Source organism: Mucilaginibacter panaciglaebae (assembly GCF_039539265.1).
Classification (GTDB): Bacteria; Bacteroidota; Bacteroidia; order Sphingobacteriales; family Sphingobacteriaceae; genus Mucilaginibacter; species Mucilaginibacter panaciglaebae.
Genome location: NZ_BAABCV010000006.1, coordinates 211,423 through 230,827, shown reverse-complemented (window position 1 = coordinate 230,827; position 19,405 = coordinate 211,423). Strand labels below are relative to the sequence as shown.

21 protein-coding genes and 5 tRNA genes are annotated in these 19,405 nt (G+C 41.9%); 5 read left to right on the top strand and 21 right to left on the bottom strand.

All coding sequences use genetic code 11. The annotated features are described in order from the left end of the window. Window positions 1-7: 7 nt before the first annotated feature. The 12 genes from rplK to rpsU all read right to left on the bottom strand — a co-directional run bounded on the left by rplK (window position 8) and on the right by rpsU (window position 5,186). Window positions 8-448, bottom strand: a complete 441-nt coding sequence (gene rplK / locus ABD772_RS10310; protein WP_345103595.1) for a 50S ribosomal protein L11 — start codon at window positions 446-448, stop codon at window positions 8-10. 194 nt (window positions 449-642) lie between these two features. Next, on the bottom strand, window positions 643-1,185 hold the full coding sequence (gene nusG / locus ABD772_RS10305; RefSeq protein ID WP_345103592.1) for a transcription termination/antitermination protein NusG: 543 nt from the start codon (window positions 1,183-1,185) through the stop codon (window positions 643-645). 12 nt (window positions 1,186-1,197) lie between these two features. Further along, window positions 1,198-1,392, bottom strand: a complete 195-nt coding sequence (gene secE / locus ABD772_RS10300) for a preprotein translocase subunit SecE (RefSeq protein WP_345103589.1) — start codon at window positions 1,390-1,392, stop codon at window positions 1,198-1,200. A gap of 20 nt (window positions 1,393-1,412) precedes the next feature. Then, a tRNA-Trp gene (locus tag ABD772_RS10295) sits at window positions 1,413-1,483 on the bottom strand. A 116-nt stretch (window positions 1,484-1,599) separates the two neighbouring features. Next, complete coding sequence (gene tuf, locus ABD772_RS10290; RefSeq protein WP_345103587.1) at window positions 1,600-2,787, bottom strand: elongation factor Tu; 1,188 nt, start codon at window positions 2,785-2,787, stop codon at window positions 1,600-1,602. Window positions 2,788-2,848: 61 nt separating this feature from the next. Continuing rightward, window positions 2,849-2,920: transfer RNA gene (locus ABD772_RS10285), tRNA-Thr, on the bottom strand. A 94-nt stretch (window positions 2,921-3,014) separates the two neighbouring features. Further along, window positions 3,015-3,087: transfer RNA gene (locus ABD772_RS10280), tRNA-Gly, on the bottom strand. A 95-nt stretch (window positions 3,088-3,182) separates the two neighbouring features. Next, window positions 3,183-3,263, bottom strand: a tRNA-Tyr gene (locus ABD772_RS10275). A gap of 68 nt (window positions 3,264-3,331) precedes the next feature. Beyond that, window positions 3,332-3,404, bottom strand: a tRNA-Thr gene (locus ABD772_RS10270). A gap of 251 nt (window positions 3,405-3,655) precedes the next feature. Then, on the bottom strand, window positions 3,656-4,003 hold the full coding sequence (hpf, locus tag ABD772_RS10265; protein WP_345103584.1) for a ribosome hibernation-promoting factor, HPF/YfiA family: 348 nt from the start codon (window positions 4,001-4,003) through the stop codon (window positions 3,656-3,658). 12 nt (window positions 4,004-4,015) lie between these two features. Then, window positions 4,016-4,906, bottom strand: coding sequence for a tyrosine-type recombinase/integrase (locus tag ABD772_RS10260; protein ID WP_345103735.1), 891 nt, complete (start codon window positions 4,904-4,906; stop codon window positions 4,016-4,018). Between the two features lie 85 nt (window positions 4,907-4,991). Continuing rightward, window positions 4,992-5,186 (bottom strand): 30S ribosomal protein S21, encoded by a 195-nt coding sequence (rpsU, locus tag ABD772_RS10255; RefSeq protein ID WP_345103581.1) that lies wholly within the window; start codon window positions 5,184-5,186, stop codon window positions 4,992-4,994. A gap of 447 nt (window positions 5,187-5,633) precedes the next feature. On the opposite strand from rpsU, the gene ABD772_RS10250 reads away from it, so the two are divergent. The 3 genes from ABD772_RS10250 to ABD772_RS10240 are packed head-to-tail and all read left to right on the top strand — an operon-like array spanning window position 5,634 to window position 7,391. Continuing rightward, window positions 5,634-6,485, top strand: a complete 852-nt coding sequence (locus ABD772_RS10250; protein WP_345103578.1) for a bifunctional helix-turn-helix domain-containing protein/methylated-DNA--[protein]-cysteine S-methyltransferase — start codon at window positions 5,634-5,636, stop codon at window positions 6,483-6,485. Continuing rightward, a complete protein-coding gene (locus tag ABD772_RS10245) occupies window positions 6,482-6,748 on the top strand; it encodes an Ada metal-binding domain-containing protein (RefSeq protein WP_345103575.1) in 267 nt (88 codons plus the stop codon). The genes ABD772_RS10250 and ABD772_RS10245 overlap by 4 nt, the downstream gene beginning before the upstream one ends. Further along, a complete protein-coding gene (locus ABD772_RS10240) occupies window positions 6,738-7,391 on the top strand; it encodes an alpha-ketoglutarate-dependent dioxygenase AlkB family protein (RefSeq protein ID WP_345103572.1) in 654 nt (217 codons plus the stop codon). The genes ABD772_RS10245 and ABD772_RS10240 overlap by 11 nt, the downstream gene beginning before the upstream one ends. On the opposite strand, the gene ABD772_RS10235 is transcribed toward ABD772_RS10240, so the two are convergent. After that, the gene (locus tag ABD772_RS10235) at window positions 7,369-8,541 is read right to left on the bottom strand and encodes an acyl-CoA dehydrogenase (protein ID WP_425562825.1); all 1,173 of its coding nucleotides are present in this window, start codon (window positions 8,539-8,541) and stop codon (window positions 7,369-7,371) included. The two genes, ABD772_RS10240 and ABD772_RS10235, sit on opposite strands and share 23 nt — an antisense overlap. 354 nt (window positions 8,542-8,895) lie before the next feature. Here ABD772_RS10235 and ABD772_RS10230 point away from each other — a divergent pair, with 354 nt between their 5' ends. Beyond that, entirely contained in the window at window positions 8,896-10,110 is a 1,215-nt protein-coding gene (locus tag ABD772_RS10230; protein ID WP_345103570.1) for a glycoside hydrolase family 76 protein, read from the top strand. A 694-nt stretch (window positions 10,111-10,804) separates the two neighbouring features. Here ABD772_RS10230 and ABD772_RS10225 read toward each other — a convergent pair. The 4 genes from ABD772_RS10225 to ABD772_RS10210 all read right to left on the bottom strand — a co-directional run bounded on the left by ABD772_RS10225 (window position 10,805) and on the right by ABD772_RS10210 (window position 14,278). Then, window positions 10,805-11,254, bottom strand: coding sequence for a hypothetical protein (locus tag ABD772_RS10225; protein WP_345103567.1), 450 nt, complete (start codon window positions 11,252-11,254; stop codon window positions 10,805-10,807). A gap of 355 nt (window positions 11,255-11,609) precedes the next feature. Next, the gene (locus ABD772_RS10220; protein ID WP_345103565.1) at window positions 11,610-12,872 is read right to left on the bottom strand and encodes a glycoside hydrolase family 99 protein; all 1,263 of its coding nucleotides are present in this window, start codon (window positions 12,870-12,872) and stop codon (window positions 11,610-11,612) included. 12 nt (window positions 12,873-12,884) lie between these two features. After that, complete coding sequence (locus ABD772_RS10215; protein WP_345103562.1) at window positions 12,885-13,412, bottom strand: adenine phosphoribosyltransferase; 528 nt, start codon at window positions 13,410-13,412, stop codon at window positions 12,885-12,887. Then, a complete protein-coding gene (locus ABD772_RS10210; RefSeq protein WP_345103559.1) occupies window positions 13,409-14,278 on the bottom strand; it encodes a helix-hairpin-helix domain-containing protein in 870 nt (289 codons plus the stop codon). The genes ABD772_RS10215 and ABD772_RS10210 overlap by 4 nt, the downstream gene beginning before the upstream one ends. A 70-nt stretch (window positions 14,279-14,348) precedes the next feature. Between ABD772_RS10210 and ABD772_RS10205 the strand changes: the two genes are divergently transcribed. Continuing rightward, window positions 14,349-16,103 carry a bifunctional lysophospholipid acyltransferase family protein/GNAT family N-acetyltransferase gene (locus ABD772_RS10205; protein WP_345103556.1) on the top strand — a complete coding sequence of 585 codons (1,755 nt, stop codon included), beginning with the start codon at window positions 14,349-14,351 and terminating at the stop codon, window positions 16,101-16,103. Window positions 16,104-16,277: 174 nt separating this feature from the next. Here the strand turns inward: ABD772_RS10205 and ABD772_RS10200 are convergent, their stop codons facing one another. From ABD772_RS10200 to ABD772_RS10185, 4 genes are all read right to left on the bottom strand, one after another. Continuing rightward, window positions 16,278-16,784 (bottom strand): Mpo1 family 2-hydroxy fatty acid dioxygenase, encoded by a 507-nt coding sequence (locus tag ABD772_RS10200; protein WP_345103553.1) that lies wholly within the window; start codon window positions 16,782-16,784, stop codon window positions 16,278-16,280. Window positions 16,785-16,894: 110 nt separating this feature from the next. After that, entirely contained in the window at window positions 16,895-18,457 is a 1,563-nt protein-coding gene (rny, locus tag ABD772_RS10195) for a ribonuclease Y (protein ID WP_345103549.1), read from the bottom strand. 318 nt (window positions 18,458-18,775) lie between these two features. Beyond that, complete coding sequence (locus tag ABD772_RS10190; protein WP_214071493.1) at window positions 18,776-19,069, bottom strand: cell division protein ZapA; 294 nt, start codon at window positions 19,067-19,069, stop codon at window positions 18,776-18,778. Between the two features lie 22 nt (window positions 19,070-19,091). Beyond that, entirely contained in the window at window positions 19,092-19,379 is a 288-nt protein-coding gene (locus ABD772_RS10185; protein WP_345103544.1) for a hypothetical protein, read from the bottom strand. Window positions 19,380-19,405 lie beyond the last annotated feature (26 nt).

The following is a 19,405-nucleotide window of genomic DNA, read 5'->3' as shown; positions in this document are numbered from 1 at the left end:
AAATTAATTAATTCCAGGGTGCCGTACCTGATACGGTAATCCCCATACTGCGGGCAGTACCTGCCACCATTTTCATGGCTGATTCTACTGTAAACGCATTTAAATCAGTCATTTTATCTTTGGCGATAGTCTCAACCTGATCCCAACTTACGTTAGCAACCTTTTTACGGTTAGGCTCTGCCGAACCACTCTTTAAACCTGAAACTTCCATTAACTGGATAGCTACAGGGGGAGTTTTAATGATAAAATCGAAAGATTTGTCAACATAAACAGTTATAACCACAGGTAACACTTTACCAGGTCTGTCCTGGGTACGTGCGTTGAACTGCTTGCAAAACTCCATAATGTTCACACCTTTTGCACCCAATGCAGGGCCAATTGGTGGAGATGGATTTGCAGCACCGCCCTTCACTTGCAGCTTAACCATTGCACCGACTTCTTTTGCCATTTTGCTTTTATTTTAATTATCAATGTTATAAAGTGGAAGCTATGTAACATTTACGCTCTTTGAGCAATGATTAAAGGTTAGAGACCGGGTAATTAGTCTCGCCTCGAAAATCAGCTCTTAAATATTTTGGGTGTTGATGACAGAAATTAGCACTTCCTTATTAATTTCTGATCTCCAATCACTAATCTCTTTTACTACTCCTTCTCAACCTGCATGTAATTCAATTCAAGCGGCGTACGGCGGCCGAATATCTTTACCATTACTTTGAGTTTCTTTTTCTCTTCGTTTACTTCTTCAATCACACCACTAAAGCCATTAAACGGCCCATCCATTACTTTAACATTCTCGCCAACGTAATATGGCACGTTCATGGTTTCGCCTTGTGCACTCATCTCGTCAACCTTACCTAAAATACGGTTAACCTCTGCCTGGCGTAATGGAATTGCATTACCTGCTTTATCTCCCAGAAAACCAATAACGCTGTTCACATTTTTAATTATATGTTCCAGCTCACCGTCTAATTGAGCTTCCATTAATACATAACCCGGAAAGTAGTTACGCTCTTTGGCTATCTTCTTTCCGTCACGCATTTGATAATACTTCTCTGTAGGTATTAATACCTGAGGTACCAAATGGCTGATGCCCAAACGGGTTATCTCGGCGTCTATATATTGTTTAACTTTTTTTTCCTTGCCGCTTATGGCGCGTACAACGTACCATTTTAATTGATCACTCATCCTTACTATATATTAAGCTAGTGAACTATAAAATTTATCAAGCAAGAGGCCAATAATCTGATCCATTCCAAATATCAGCAGAGCAATAATAATCGCTGCTACCAATACTAACACTGAGCTGCTTTGCAGCTCACGCCAGGTTGGCCAGGTTACTTTCTGGGTCAACTCGATGTAAGACTCTTTAATATATTCGGATACGTTAGCCATTCTGATTATTTGCTATTAGGCACGGGAACAAGGATTCGAACCCTGATCAAAGGTTTTGGAGACCTCTATTCTACCATTGAACTATTCCCGTGTGTAAAACCTTCTATTATCGAAGGAACATTATAATATTGATAAAGTACCCTGGCATAACGCCGGGGTACTTTACAAAAAAATTAACCGTTTTTATTTCCCTTAAAGGGGTTGAAATTAAGCGATAATTTCAGTTACCTGGCCAGCACCAACGGTTCTGCCACCTTCACGGATAGCGAAACGTAAGCCTTTTTCCATTGCGATAGCGTTAATCAATTTTACAGTGATTGTAACGTTATCACCAGGCATAACCATTTCTACACCTGCATCAAGTGAAATTTCACCTGTTACGTCAGTTGTACGGAAATAAAATTGCGGGCGATATTTGTTGAAGAATGGAGTGTGACGGCCACCTTCAGCTTTTGATAATACGTAAACTTCTGCTTTGAAATCAGTGTGAGGAGTTACTGAACCTGGTTTGCAGATAACCATACCACGACGGATATCAGTTTTCTCAATACCACGTAACAATAAACCTACGTTGTCACCAGCTTCACCACGGTCAAGGATTTTGCGGAACATCTCAACACCAGTTACGGTAGATTTTAAGTTCTCAGCACCCATACCCAAGATATCAACAGGCTCACCAGAGTTGATTACGCCACGCTCGATACGACCTGTAGCAACAGTACCACGACCAGTAATTGAGAATACGTCCTCAACCGGCATCAAGAATGGAAGTTCTGTCAAACGCGGAGGAATTGGAATATAGTTATCAACAGCGTCCATCAATTCCATAATTTTTGTAACCCATTTTGGATCTGCGTTCAAGCCACCCAAAGCAGAACCTTGAATTACCGGAATATCATCACCTGGGAAGTCATAGAATGACAACAACTCACGAATTTCCATTTCAACAAGTTCTAACAACTCAGGATCGTCAACCATGTCAACTTTGTTCATGAAAACTACAAGAGCAGGTACACCTACCTGACGAGCTAACAGGATGTGCTCGCGAGTTTGTGGCATCGGACCGTCAGTTGCAGCAACAACGATGATAGCACCGTCCATTTGAGCAGCACCGGTAACCATGTTTTTCACATAGTCAGCGTGACCTGGACAGTCAACGTGAGCATAGTGACGGTTAGCAGTTGAATACTCAACGTGCGCTGTATTGATAGTAATACCACGTTCCTTTTCTTCAGGAGCTGAGTCAATTGATTCAAATGAACGCGCTTCTGATAAACCTGCATCACTTAATACTTTTGTGATAGCTGCGGTAAGGGTTGTTTTACCGTGGTCAACGTGACCGATTGTACCGATGTTTAAGTGCGGCTTACTGCGGTCAAACTTTTCTTTTGCCATGATTTAATCTTTATTTGTAGGTTAATTTATATACTTCGTTAATAATACGTTTTAAACGTTGAGCCAACAATGGGATTTGAACCCATGACCTCTTCCTTACCAAGGAAGTGCTCTACCCCTGAGCTACGTCGGCTTATTTAGTTCATTTGTTCAGTAGTTCAATTTATCATTGGTGAGATTGGTACCACTAATGAACTATTAACTAATGAACCAATGAGCTTTCCAAGAGCGGAAGACGAGGTTCGAACTCGCGACCTATAGCTTGGAAGGCTATCGCTCTACCAACTGAGCTACTTCCGCTTTTTTTTAATTAGTGAATGAGCGAGTTATTGAATTATTGATTTTTAAGTTATTCACTCAATCAATAATTCGCTAATTCACTCATTCAAAATTAGTGGGGGGAGAAGGATTCGAACCTTCGTAGCCGAAGCAACGGATTTACAGTCCGTCCCATTTGACCGCTCTGGTATCCCCCCAACTTGTTAACTATTAAATTGTTGAATTATTGAGTCAATCAATAATTCGCTAAATCAACATTTAACTGAGCCTCCTATCGGGATCGAACCAATGACCTACTGATTACAAGTCAGTTGCTCTACCAGCTGAGCTAAGGAGGCTTATTTTGCCTGTCTGCTATGCAATCTTAAGATCGTTTAGCAATTAACCGTAAAAACATCCGGCTAATTATTAGGCTTGATAATTTTTTATTTTAAAGAACCGTCCGTTTCGTTGAAGAAGTGTGATACATACCTCTCCGAAAGGGATTGCAAATTTACAAATAAATAACGCCTTGCAAAATTTTTTATCAAAAAAAATCGACAGCCCTTCCGACTGTCGATTTTTTAAAAATATTATGGGTTTTTAAATCTTAAAATTCTTCTTCTGCCGAAGTCAGTACAACCTTTTTAACCTGCTGAGCAGCAATCTCTTTCTTTGTTTTATGTTTGGCAATTTGTTTGCGCAGGCTTTCAATGGCAAGGTCTGTTGCCTCCTCGAAAGTTTTACATTGCTCCTTCGCAAAAATTTGATTGCCGGGTAACTGCAGTTTGATCTCTGTGATTTTATTAGCCTCGTCTTCTACATTTTCCAATTTTAAATAAACCTCGCCATTTATAATATTATCATAAAAGGTCTCCAGCTTGTCTGCTTTTTTCTGAATGAACTCCAATAATCCCTTGTCTGCAGTAAAATGAATTGATTGCACTGTAATTTTCATGGTTCCTCCTTTTTATGCCTTTGGATGGGCTAGTTTATATATAGATTTTAATCGTTCAACAGAGTTATGCGTATAGATCTGAGTGGCGCTCAGGTTAGCATGCCCCAATAACTCTTTTATCGCATTTAGGTCTGCTCCCGCATTTAAGAGGCTGGTGGCAAAGGTATGCCTCAGCACATGGGGACTTTTTTTATTTTGGGTTGATATATGAGATAGATATTTATGCACGGTCAAATAAATTAGTTTTGGATATGCATTTGCCCCTTTATCTGTAACGATCAACGCTAACGAATTGTTACTAAAATTTTCACTTTTCTTTAACTCATTGTATTTCAGCAATAAGTTTAATAATTCCTGGTTAATAGGAATGATGCGCTCTTTGTTACGCTTACCTAAAACCTTCACTGTACCTTCATATAAATTAATATCGGCATCTTTTACGCCTAACAATTCAGACAGACGCATGCCGGTGCCAAAAAGCATCTCAATTATAAGTTTATCGCGGGTTCCTCTAAAATCATCACTAAAAACCTCGCCGTTATCCAGCATTTGAGTAAGACGCGCATCCTCAACTACAACAGGTAAATGCTTAGCTATTTTTGGAGTGATTATTTTTGATGTCGGATTAATGGCAATAACCCCTTCCTGAACCAGAAACTTAAAGTATTTGCGCAGTGTCGCAACTTTACGGTTTATGGTGGTTGAGGTAAACCCTTCGTTCATGAGCTCGACCATCCAATTGCGTATCTGGTGATGGGTAACTTCTTGCGGATGTGTTATTGGCTGACCCGGATCCTGGATAAAATTCATGAACTGATCCAGGTCTGACCGGTAGGCTGATACAGTATGAGGTGAGTACCTTTTTTCGAATTTAATATATTGTATAAACCGGTCTAAAAACATAAAAACTACTTGCACATCCTGCAAAATGAATGTACAAATAGTTTATATATGTTTACAAGAAAAACTGAAATTCTTTTACAAAGAACTAAACAGTTGTATCAAGGTTCATGTTTTGTTTGTAAATGGCATGCTTAATCTCATGACGACGGGCCACAGATTTTTTCTCAAATGCCTGACGGCTACGAAGCTCGCGCAACACACCTGTCTTTTCAAATTTCTTTTTGAAGCGTTTTAATGCCTTATCTAAAGATTCGCCTTCTTTAACGTTGATTATGATCATATCCAATATACCTCCTTTCGGGAGGGCAAATGTACACACAATCTTTTGATTTACAAATAGGTTTTAAAGAATTAATGTGATAAGATTCAGACACTTGATTACTTGTCAAAAACTGTCAGCTTATCCAAAACGATATCCGGCTCCAAATATCCATGAACCATCGTCCGCTTGATGCCCTGATACTCGGTTCTTTACCAGTAATATTAATTACGTGCAGGGCTGTCTTTCCTCATCTTATAAAAGATCCCGGTTTATTATATTCAATACCTTTACCTAATATATCATGAAAACTGACCCTGTCTTCATAAACAATATGATCACCAGCAATTACCTGATTTACGAATTTCTGATTTTCAATTACGTTGGACGATACTACATAATTCCGCAAGAATCGGGTTTTAAGACGTTTCGCGCGGCAGTAATTTTGTAGGGTAAATGATTATTAGCATGGAAACACAAAACGAGATTGACTATAAAAGAATTGCCGAAGCCATTGAATTTTTGAGGATCAACTATAAACGGCAGCCAACCCTTGAAGAAGCCGCTGAGCAGGTAAACCTTAGTCCCTTCCACTTTCAGCGGATGTTTAAGGATTGGGCTGGGGTAACTCCAAAGCAGTTTTTGCAATATCTAAGTGTCGAGCACGCAAAATCTATTTTAAAAGACAAACAGGCCTCTTTATTTGACACAGCTTTTGAAACGGGCTTGTCAGGTACAGGTCGCCTGCACGATTTATTCATTAAGGTTGAAGGCATGACACCCGGCGAATACAAAAACGGGGGAGAGCAGCTCAACATTAACTACAGCTATGCCGAAAGTCCGTTTGGGAGCATTATAGTCGCCTCGACCGGTAAAGGTATTTGCTACATGGCTTTTGTAGACGGCACTAATGACGAAGCGCTGATCGAACTAAAAAACAAATTTCCTAACGCCATGTACACTCAATTTTTAGATACCTTTCAACAAAATGCCCTTTTCATTTTCACACAGGACTGGAGCAAACTAAACAATATCAAGCTGCATTTAAAAGGCACACCTTTTCAACTTAAAGTTTGGGAAACGTTGTTGAAGGTCCCCATTGGCGGGTTGACCACTTACGGTAGCCTGGCGAATGACCTAAAGAACCCGAACGCCTGTCGTGCGGTGGGCTCGGCAGTGGGTGGCAACCCGGTAGCTTTTTTGATTCCCTGTCACCGCGTTATCAGATCGAGCGGCGAAACAGGGCAATATCACTGGGGTAGTCAACGTAAGAATGCAATGCTGGGCTGGGAGGCCGCTCAAACAGCTAAGGCGTCATGATCAATCACCTGGATTTAGGTCTTACAACTTTTTCCCGGTTCAGAGCTTTACAATTACTGCTGGTAACTGGCCAAATAACGTTGGTCGGCAACCGGAAATTAAAGATCTATGGTAAAATATATTGTGGTGCGGGTAAACGCATGAAACCTGCAAATAGAGTATTCTTTACTGATGAGCAAGAAGCCCTGACCGCAGGTTACCGTCCTTGCGGACACTGCATGCCTCATGAATATAAACTTTGGAAACAACAATATGGAAATTAATCCACCGAATATAACTAACCTCCTGCCTTATGATGGCATCGTAAATTATTATGGCAAAGTAATGTCTGCCGACAAAGCCGACCATTACCTTGACAACTTGCTCAGTACCGTCCAATGGAAAAACGACGAAGCAATTATCTTCGGCCGCCATATCATTACTAAAAGAAAAGTGGCCTGGTATGGCGACGACGGATATAGTTATACTTATAGCAACACTACTAAACAAGCTTTACCATGGACCAAAGAATTATTGGAGCTGAAAGCGCTGGTTGAAAAACTAACCGGCGAAAAATTCAACTCATGCCTGCTCAATCTGTATCATGACGGCAACGAAGGCATGGCCTGGCATAGCGATGATGAAAAATCTTTAGGTAAAGACGCCTCCATTGCTTCATTAAGTTTTGGCGCCGAGCGAAAATTCACGCTCAAACATAGGGTTACCAAGCAACCGGTGGCTTTAATATTAGAACATGGCAGCTTACTGGTAATGAAAGGCACTACTCAAACGCATTGGTTGCATAGCCTGCCTAAATCAACAAAAATCAAAAACCCCACGAGTAAATCTTACTTTCAGGACAATGATTTAAAGCAAAAAGTGTCGAATGATCGGCACCTTTTGCTTATCGTAATATCTCCCGGCTGATAACGATCTTTTGAATTTCTGAAGTCCCCTCGCCTATGGTGCACAGCTTGGCATCGCGATAGAATTTCTCTACCGGAAAATCTTTGGTGTAGCCGTAGCCGCCAAATATTTGAACTGCCTCGGTAGCTGTGCGTACCGCGACTTCGGACGCATAATATTTAGCCATGGCTGATTGCTTGGTTACCGGCAAGTGGCGGTTCTTCAAATCGGCAGCTTGCATAATGAGCAGCTCGGCAGCTTCAATCTCTGTGGCCATATCGGCCAGTTTGAATGATATGCCCTGGAAATTTGAAATTGGCTGGCCAAATTGTTTACGTTCTTTCGAATAAGTCAATGCTGCTTGAAAAGCGCCTTTGGCAATTCCCAACGATAAAGCAGCTATGGAAATACGACCGCTATCCAAAACCGACATTGCCTGTGTAAAGCCTTGTCCTTCTATTCCTAACAGGTTCTCTTTAGGTACACGGCAATTGTCAAACACTAATTCAGTGGTTTCAGAAGCACGCATACCCAGCTTGTTTTCTTTTTTACCATGGGTAAAGCCTGGTGTTCCTTTTTCAATCACCAGGGCCGAAATTCCATGCGAATCGCCCTTCTCGCCGGTGCGTACCATTACTACCGCAATGTTACCCGATTTACCATGAGTTATCCAGTTCTTTGACCCGTTAACTACGTAATAATCACCATCCGGTACCGCAGTTGTACTCATGTGTAACGCATCTGAACCGGTATTGGCCTCTGTTAGCCCCCAGGCACCTATCCACTCGGCGGTAGCCAGTTTGGGCAGCCATCTTTTCTTTTGCTCCTCGTTACCGAAAGCCAGAATATGGCCGGTGCAAAGTGAGTTGTGCGCTGCAACTGAAAGCCCTATCGACCCGCATACTTTAGCTATCTCAGATATCACAGTCACATATTCAAAATAACCGAAGCCGGAGCCGCCATATTCTTCGGGCACCAAAACACCCATCATGCCCAACTCACCCAGTTGCTTAAACAGTTCAACAGGAAAGGTTTGCGACTCATCCCACTCCATTACATGCGGTCGTATATTTTTTTCGGCAAAATCGCGTGCCATTTGCGCTACCATTGCCTGGTTGTCATCAGATGAAAAATTATATCCACTGGATACATCTGTTAATAAAGCGTCCATAATCATAGATTTTCATTAAAATAACGTTGATTGTAACGCTATAGTTTTACTTCAGCCTACTGTAAAAAGGGACGATTTCAGTATCCGGTACAGATTATAGGTTTAGTGAGTTTAAACCTATTTATTGCTCCATTATTACGGCTAAATATTTTTATAGGAAAAATAAACATGAATTAATAAAAATCCATAACAGATACTATTAATTAAAACATTAACTATTAAATAGCGTATACTTATTATAAACCTGATACTTAAACCTTTCCAACGCACCAAATACCTGATTATAAACTTCTCTTCCCCCTCACATTTAATTGAACGAGTAAGCAAACCTTTATAAAAACTTAATTAAGAATTATGAAAAGACAACTAAACTGTAACCTTCCGAAATCTTACATTTTACCAAGATCAGGCATTAAACTGTTGGTTATAGCGGCACTGGGGTTGAGCCTCACTATTGCCAGCTGTAAAAAAGAGTCGCTTAAAACCGGCAGCCCCGACACCATTACCGCAAATCCAACAAATGTAGCTATGGTGACCTTCCCCGCTAAAAGCGAAGCTTTGTTGGCCATGCAGGTTTACAACAATCACTTCTATCACCAGTATGGAACCTATGGCCCATCATACAAATCGTATTACTACAAAGACGATGGCCATACCGGCCGCATGGATTTCTGGACTCAGCAAGAAGCTATAGAAATGCTGATAGACGCCTACGTAGCTAACCCAAGTACCGATTTTCTGAATAAGATTCAATACCTGTACAATGGCGTTCGCGATGGCTACGGAACCCTATGGACAAGTAACATCTATAACGATGACGTAGTTTGGGGTTCATTGATGTGTATACGGGCTTACCACCTTACCAACGACGGCGGCCAGCTTGACATGGCCAAAAACAATTTTAATATGATGTGGAACCGCGCCTGGGACACTACTGTATTAGGCGGTGGCCTTTGGTGGAATACTAACAACAACACCAAGAACACATGTGTAAATGCCCCGGCTGTTATCTGCGCCATGCTGATATACCAAGCCACCGGCGACGCAACCTACAAAACCAAGGCCAAGCAAATTATGGATTGGATGGTAAGTAAACTTTATGACTCGAGTACCGGCGAAGTAAAAGGAGCCATTATTCCTAATGGAACAATAACCGAAGGCGCATTGAGCTATACCCAGGGCACTTTCATTGGCGCATGCGATTTATTACGCACTTACTATCCATCTGTTGATTACCTGGGTATGGGTAAAAAAGCCATGGATTATGCCAAGGCCCATTTATGCATTACAGCGGGTGGTATCCTGAATGATGAAAACGGGAATGCCGATACCCAGGGCATGAAAAGCATATTTGCCCGCTGGGCCTGTCAGTTTGTACAGCACACCGGCACCGTCAGCACATATGGTGCCTGGTTGGATCTGAATGCCGGCCAGGCCTGGTCTATCCGCAACTCGTCAGGCTTGATGTGGAATACCTGGGGTACCCGTACTTCTGACACCCAGATATTGAATGCATTTCAAACTACTTGCGGCGTTTCTATGATGAATAACGCTTATCTGTATCACTAGACAAAGACGCGAAGCATCGCGTCTCTACATCTTGCTCGTTTAATCATATATTATAACAAAAAGGTTCGGGTTTATGATCCGAACCTTTTTGTTATATGACCTATTGTAGAGACGCGATGCTTCGCGTCTTACGACATCTTGCTCGTTTAATCATATATAAAACAAACAGGTTCGGGTTTACGACCCGTACCTGTTTGTTTTATGACCTATTGTAGAGACGCGATGCTTCGCGTCTTACGACATCTTGCTCGTTTAATCATATATAAAACAAACAGGTTCGGGTTTACGACCCGTACCTGTTTGTTTTATGACCTATTGTAGAGACGCGATGCTTCGCGTCTTACGACATCTAGCTCGTTTAATCATATATAAAACAAACAGGTTCGGGTTTACGACCCGTACCTGTTTGTTTTATGACCTATTATAGAGACGCGATGCTTCGCGTCTTACGACATCTTGCTCGTTTAATCATATATAAAACAAACAGGTTCGGGTTTACGACCCGTACCTTTTTGTTATATGACCTATTGTAGAGACGCGATGCTTCGCGTCTTACGACATCTTGCTCGTTTAATCATATATAAAACAAACAGGTTCGGGTTTACGACCCGTACCTGTTTGTTTTATGACCTATTGTAGAGACGCGATGCTTCGCGTCTTACGACGGCGGACATTGGGCAACGCATAACAGATATCATCTATTATAAAATTTATCTTCCTGCCATTTAACCGGATTTTCTGTGATATATTCTGCTATGCATTGATATTCTTTATTCGAACTGATAATATGATCGTGAAAACGCGTTTGCCAATTAAATGGGATATCATGTTTTCTTGCATACATGGTAACAGCCGATTTAAAACCACGAATAATAGATGCCAGATTTTTTGATTGTGATCCGAATTGATTTTTCGCGTCGAAAATGCGGTGCATTAAGTCTTTGCTATTATGATTGTCTAAGACGCAGTGCATCGCGTCTCTACGATCTTGGTGATTATAAGAATTTTCGTCTATATAAATAATACCGTGAAAATGGTTTGGCATCACTACATATTCTTGCAGTTCTAAATTCATATCTGGTCTTAATGCAGGCGTTTTTAACCATTCATTCTCTACACATTTTCCGAGATCGTTTAATTGCATTATCTGATCGTTACATTCGTTTTGCACAGACGCAATGCATTGCGTCTCTACGTCGATATTCCCGAAAAAACATCCCGGTCTGCCGTACAAATCGTAATGAAATACAGCCCATTATCGCCATAATCCCAGGTTTGCAACCGGGCGGATGGTATTCTGTGTTTGTTTCGGTAAAGGTCTGTCATATAATATTGATGCCATCATTGTGTCGTCGTCGTTGTCGTGGTCATCGTCGTGGAGACGCGATGCTTCGCGTCTCCTATCGCGTCTCTCTATTGTGTCAATGTGTCACCTGCGTTCCGACGTAATGCAATTCGGTTAGGAGACGCGAAGCATCGCGTCTCTACACGGCGTGCACTTACCTTTTTAAATCGGTAGGTAACGTGGACGCATTATTCGCCTTTCCCCTCAAAATCTTACTTGTTGCCTGCGCCAATTGCAGGTACCAATCAGACGGCAACGCCAATCCATCCTGATCTAATGAAAGGAACTTCTCATCTGCCGGGCGCTCTGCCGCAGTCGGTGCGGCTTTGTACATAGCAGTACCTTCATCTATTTCGTCATACATTGCTATATAAACCATATTTACACCGGCGTTGAGCACATTATAACTTTGGTGCCAGTAAAATTCGCCGCCGTTACGTGGTATCTGGTTAAACTTACTCTTACCATGCCTTAAATTATACCAGGAAAAACCAGGAAAAATGACAGGCATGTAAGCAATGTTATGCGCGTCGCAATAAGCCTTATCAGGTATTACTGAACGGTCGCGAAAACGGTCGGCACCGTTGTTATCTCCGAAACGGCCCACCGCCCAGGGGCTGATAATGTCCATTTTGTTATAAATAGCTCTCCACTCGTTCACATTGGTTGTCCAGGTATCGTTGATACCACCCATAATGGTGGCCCGATATTTAGCCGGCGCATTTTTATGGAACCAATCCAGCAGTGAATCTGCCTGCGCTACCGATGCGAAGGGCGTTGTATGATCAAAGCCCAGCCCCCAGATAGATAACAACGGTTTGCCATTATGATGCAAATATGATTTACCTGCAGTAACATGCAACGAGTCGACCAGGAACATCCAGTCTTTTATCAGGTCTTTCTTCCAGTTTGGCCCGGCACCTGATATATCGTACATAATACAATAAACACGCTTGTATTTCTCGCTGGCCTTTTGCACGTTGCGCACCACCTGGTTAAAGTGCCTGCGTCCGCCGCGCGAGCGGATATCGCTGATAAAACGTTGTTCAAACACACCATCAAGTTCATGCTCCATCATCCATTTAAAATGTACATCAACCGCGCCATATTTATAAGCCGAGTACAATTTAGCCGGCCTACCATCAGGATAATGCATGTTGGTGGCTTCGGTTACGTCGTCAGGGTATTCGCGCATGTCGGGCCACACATCAAAATCAGCGTTCTTAGCGTCGGGCGAGTTGCCGCCGAAATAATGCCGCCACACCTTATTTTCAGAGCCATCATCAGGCGTGGCGTGCCAGCCCTGGTAACCAAACATTACTTTACCATTTAAGGTGGTAGTAGTGGGTATGTATTTTTGCGCGATGCTGCTCAGTGACATCAACACAAAGGCGGCAATTACCGTAGCTGCTTTCATATCATGGTTTATTTAGTATTCGGCCAATATTATTATTTTATTGCTGATGGGTGCTATACGTTCTTTTCCTTTCAAAAATCCCAATCCCACTACAAAACTAAAACCGGCTACTACGCCGCCCATGTCCTGTATCAATTCGCTGGCTGCGGTTACTGTGCCGCCGGTAGCCAGCAGGTCGTCATGTAATAAGATATGCTGACCGGGTTCAAAAGCATCGGTATGCATTTCGATAGTGGCCGTGCCGTATTCCAGGTCATACTTTTTTTGACGGATGGTGTACGGCAATTTACCTGCTTTACGTACGGGAATGAATGGTACCCCCAGCCGTGTAGCCAATGTCAGTCCAAATAAAAAGCCGCGGCTTTCAACTCCGGCAATGGCGTCAATGCGTATGCCTTGCAATTGGTCGACAAAAGCATTGATTATGTTTTCGCACAGTTTCGGATCTTTTAAAATAGTAGTAATATCTTTAAATACAATGCCCGGCTTCGGAAAATCGGGTATATCACGCACGGCGGCTTTTATTTGCTGGTCTATCATTTAAAACTTAAATAAGGCTCAATTTTACGCAAAATTACTTCATCCAATATCGCTATTTGCTTCATATCGTTTATTGAATGATAATTACCATGTTGTGCGCGATATTGTATTACGGCATTGGTTTGCTTGTTTGTGAGGTAGGGGAATTTACGCAACCCTTCAAAATCGACACGATTAATGTTGATTTTAGTGATAATCAGCGGATTGATGGTGACTTGGTTTTGGATGTCATGATATTTTTCGGCATCTATTCCATAAACTTCCCGCAGTTGCTCCTTATTTAGGAAACCACCTAATCTTTTTCTATACTCTATGATACGCTGCGCGAATGCAGGGCCGATACCGTGGATGCGTGTCAGCTTAGCCGAATCGGCACTATTAAGTTCAATAGTTTCGCCTGCGGCTAACTTATTGCTGATATAACCTTCATCCGGGATCTTGATATATGGCTCTATGCGTTGATAATCGGCAGCAGTAATGCTATACATCTTCTTTACATCTTCCTTGCTGTTAAAATGCCCGCCCCTGGTTTCGTAATTCTTTATAATTGCGATCTGCTTGTCGCTAAACCCAAGTTGCTTCCACTGTTGGGCAGGCAAATTGTTCGGATTGAAAACATACAGTACAGGTTTAGCTATTTTAGTATCAGAAAGCGGCCCGCCGCTCTCTATATCTCTTCCGCCGTTAGCTCGTTTAAGTAATGCGACATCTTTATTAAAATCTCTAAAATCAATCGCTTCATCTTTTTGAAAATAGCGGTACCCGTAAGGTGCCGCCAGCACCGCCGCAATGACGAACAGTAAGATCACCATTCCGTTCCACTCTTTTTTTGTGATGGAAAGGTAATTTTTCAGGCGCGATTTCATTGGTTAATATAAATACGCAATTAAAGTAATAATTTTAGAAGATATTTGTTGCTATAAATCTGCCTACCGAATGAAAATCATAACTACCGAAGAATTTGCCAAAGCTACCAAGCTGGACAGGCTCAAACTACCCGGGCTGGCTTCTTTCCTGATGGAGTTGATGAAAATAAACCAGGTAAATGATCTGTTTGCCCAGGCGCAGCCCAAACAAGGCATTGAGTTTATTGATGCCATTTTAAAGGGTTGCGGCGTAGAGATTGAATATGATGAGAATGAGCTGAAAAACATACCGGCAACGGGCAGCTTCATCGCTATAGCTAACCACCCTTATGGTGGAATTGAGGGTTTGGTATTATTAAAGATGCTATTAATGGCAAGGCCCGACGCCAAGCTGATGGCTAACTTTATCCTTAAGAAAATCCCTAATCTGAGCGAGTACTTCATTGCGGTAAATCCTTTCGAAAATATCGAGCATTCATCCAGTATCAGCGGGCTGAAAAATACTTTACAACTATTAGAAGAGGGGACGCCCATCGGCATTTTCCCTGCAGGCGAGGTATCCGCTTTTAAACTGGATAAACAAGAAGTCACCGACCGCATGTGGCATCCGGTGGTGGGTAAGATCATTACCAAAGCCAAAGTACCTGTAGTGCCTATATATTTTCATGGTAACAATGGCTTGCTTTTCAATCTGCTTAGTCTGATTCACCCTACCTTACGTACAGCCAAGCTACCGTCTGAATTGTTCAACAAACAGGGACAGACCATTAAGCTACGTATTGGCAAACCTATTAAAGTAGAGGATATACCGGATAACAATAATGCAACTAAGGCGCTTAGTTATTTGCGCGCACGCACTTATGCTTTGGGGTCTGGCCTCGAAGAGGAAAAAAAGATATTTCACCCGCGCAATCTCTTCAAAATAAAAAAAAAACAACAGGAGATAGTTAAAGGAATTAACCCGGCTGTACTTGAAAAAGAGGTCAATGGCTTACGCGAAAATTATACTGTTTGGGTTGAAAAGAATTATGAGGTATTTATTGTGCCTACCTCAGCTATTCCTAATATCATACGCGAAATTGGCCGGCTGCGCGAAGTTACTTTCCGCGAAATTGGCGAGGGCACCAACAAAGCTACAGACCTTGATGAATACGACATTTACTATCACCATCTTTTTATCTGGGATATCGAAGCCAAAATGATAGTGGGCGCATACCGCATCGGTTTGGGCGATGAGATATTTTATAGCCTGGGCAAAGAAGGTTTCTACATTGCCGAGCTATTTAAGATAAAAGATCAGTTTACCCCAATATTGCGCAAGAGCCTGGAGTTGGGCCGATCCTGGGTTCGCAAAGAATATCAGCAAAAGCCGCTGCCGCTGTTTTTACTGTGGAAAGGCATATTGAAATACCTGATGGATAATCCGCGTTATCAATATTTGATTGGGCCGGTGAGTATCAGCAATTCGTTCTCCAAATTTTCTAAGTCGCTTATTGTTGATTATATCAATCGCAATCACTTTGACCACGACCTGGCACAGTATGTTAAGCCGCGTAAAAAATTTAAGGTTGATTTTTCAAGTATCGACTCGGATGTATTGATGAGCGGCGAGGACAGCTTCAAGTCGCTTGACCAGTTGATCTCGCAGATCGAGACCCACAATATGAAAGTACCTGTGCTGCTGCGTCAATATATCGGCTTAAACGCCAAAATAATCAGCTTTAATATTGATCCTAAATTTTCCGATTCGCTGGATGGTTTCCTGGTGCTTGATCTGGAAAATGTGCCGCAGGATACTTTAGATAAGGTGGGGAAGAATTTGTAGTACCTCTCCCCGGCCTCGCCAAAGGGAAAGTACTTAAATGTTTATTAAAAAAAGATTGTCATTCCTGCTGTCGCTCAGAGTGATAGTCTTTATAAAAGAGAAAGCTGCACAAATGTGCAGCTTTCTCTTTATACCTATCATCTTCTCTGCTTCGGAGAACCCCGGAGGGGTGTGTTAATACTTCACTCCCACCTTCTTCAATACCAAACTCAATAACCAGATCGGCCCGGTTAATATAAACTTAAACTCATCACTAAAAGTTGGCTTTTTACCCTCAATGCGATAGCCGATAAACTGCGCGATGTTAGCCATGATAAATATGAACACACATACTTGTGGCAGTACAAATCCGCCTGAGCTTTCTGCTGCCCGCATCTGTATAACAAGGTATACCAGCGCGAATAAGATCAAAAGCAAAACATAAGACATCAGCGGCGATAAACGCATATAATAATAAACTGAAAAGGCGATTAAGAAAGAGCCCCAGTTTAAATAGCTGATATAACTACCCAAAAATTTTAACTGCGGAAAAGGCAATGACCACACAAATCCAACAATACTGAACACAATGAGTGGGATGCAAATGTAATTGATCACGCGGTTAGCTGGCTTTTGATGAAAGCTATCGTATTGATCGATGATAAGGTCGATAGGGCGCTTTTCTATTTTTGGTTGTTTCATATTACGACTGATGCAATATAAAAATATCATTGCGGGCGGAGCGTGGCAATCGCAAACTTTGCAGCGTGCGATTGCTTCGTTCCTCGCAATGATATAGTGTTAGTTTAGTATTACTTAGCGAACGCGACCGAACGTGTCTCGCGGATAACAGTTACTTTGATCTGGCCCGGATAGGTCATTTCTGTCTGAATACGGTTAGAGATTTCGGCCGCCAGAATTTCTGATTCTGCGTCGCTTACTCTTTCGCTTTCTACTACAACGCGCAGCTCACGACCGGCCTGGATAGCAAAAGTTTTCTCAACACCCGGATAGGACAGCGCCAGTTCTTCCAGCTCTTTCAAGCGTTTGATATAGCTTTCAACCACCTCGCGGCGGGCACCCGGGCGGGCGCCTGAAATAGCGTCACATACCTGGATAATCGGCGACAGCATGGACGTCATCTCCACCTCGTCGTGGTGAGCGCCTATTGCATTACAAACTTCAGGATGTTCTTTATATTTTTCTGCCAGTTGCATACCCAAAATAGCGTGTGGCAATTCAGGATTATCATCAGGCACTTTACCAATATCATGTAACAAGCCAGCGCGTTTAGCCAGTTTTACGTTCAAACCTAATTCGGCAGCCATGGTAGCGCAGAAGTTAGCCACCTCGCGCGAGTGCTGTAGCAGATTTTGTCCGTAAGATGACCGGTAACGCATACGGCCAACCATACGAATCAGTTCAGGGTGCAGACCAGTGATACCTAAATCGATCACGGTACGTTCGCCAATCTCCACAATCTCTTCCTCAATCTGTTTTTTTGTTTTGGCAACCACCTCTTCAATACGTGCCGGGTGAATACGACCATCTGTAACCAGGCGGTGCATAGCTAAACGGGCTATCTCCCGGCGAACCGGATCGAAGCCCGAAAGGATGATGGCCTCAGGCGTATCGTCAACAATGATCTCAATTCCGGTAGCGGCTTCCAGCGCGCGGATATTACGTCCCTCGCGACCAATAATCCGGCCTTTGATCTCGTCGTTCTCAATATTGAAGATTGACACCGTATTCTCAATAGCAGCCTCGGTTGCAGTACGCTGGATAGTTTGAATAACTATCTTTTTTGCTTCTTTAGTAGCCGTTAACTTAGCCTCGTCAACAATATCTTTGATCTGGGCCATAGCCTTAGCACGGGCGTCCTCACGCAGGTTTTCAACCAATTGGTTCTTAGCATCCTCGGCAGATAAACCGGCAATGCTTTCAAGTTGAGTTACATGCTGATTTTTAAGCGCGTCAACTTCTTCTTGTTTCTTTACAACAATTTCGGTTTGGCGTTCTAAGTTTTGCTTTATTTTATCAAGCTCGCCTTCTTTACGCGACAGATTTTCGAGTTTAGAATTGTATGATTGCTCTTTTTGCTTAATGCCGTTTTCGCGTTGGTTGATCTCGTTATTTCTGGCATTGACTTCTTGCTCATGTTCGGCTTTCATCTGTAAAAACCGCTCTTTAGCTTCAAGCAATTTATTTTTTCTTAGTATCTCGGCGTCATTCTCAGCATCTCTTAAAATCTTCTTTACTTTATTTTGAGCTGCTGCTTCCTGGTCTTTAAAGAGCTTACGCAACAGGAAACGTCCTATTACGATACCCGTCGGAATGCCTATAAGCAGCCCGATTATGATGTATAAAATATTCATTAGTTAAAGGTTATAATTTAGTATATAATAAAAAAACCGCGTCTAAATTTTACGTAACATGTATTTTAAAAACTTCGATACAGATATTTTGAGGATCATGGGTTACCGTTAAACTTTATTGAGTAACGCATGCCCTTCCGTGATCCGTAGATATTGAAGTGTTAAGTTTTTAATAGTGAAACATAAAATTCAACCGCGGTTAAATCTTAATTGGCTCTGTTTAAGTTAAAGCTAAAAGACCAAAGTTAAAAACGCCTATATGTTGGCTGCTTTAAGCTTTATGCTTTCACCTTTAGCTTTATATTTTAAAGAACGTTATTACGACTTTGAAAAAAATTCGGATAATAAATGGTCTAACTGATAAACCTTATCGGCCACTTCCGAGTCTTCTACAGTAACCTTTTTCTCTGCTTTTAATGATGATGTAGCGTAATGCAATACACTCATTGCCAGCAAATCCTGCTTATCTCTAACCGCATAATTTTCCTGATATTCCTTTATGCGATCGTTTATCAGCTTGGCCGCCCTACGTATTATTTCCTCTTCCTCCATGTTTACCTTTAACGGGTAAACTCTGTCAGCAATATTTATTTTTATTGAGATTTCTCCCATTTGAGCTTGTTCACTTTCTGTATTACTTTTTCAGCAATACAATGCACTTATCTATTTCCTGCACAAATTCGTTAATTTTTTGTTTAATGTCAACACTTTTTTCATTTGTTTCAGAAAACGACTTCGCCAGCTTAACTGCACGCATTTTTTCGTCAAGTTCTTTGGTCTTGGCCTTGCTGGCGTTTAAGGCAGAAGTTAAAGTATCGTTCTCCAGTTTCAGCAAATCGTTTTCCTCCTGCAAAGCAGCGCATAACTCTATCAGTCGCTGAGTTTTTTCGATAATATTGTTTAGTTGACTTGCTGTCGACATTTTAATTATTGAGTTATTGAATTAGT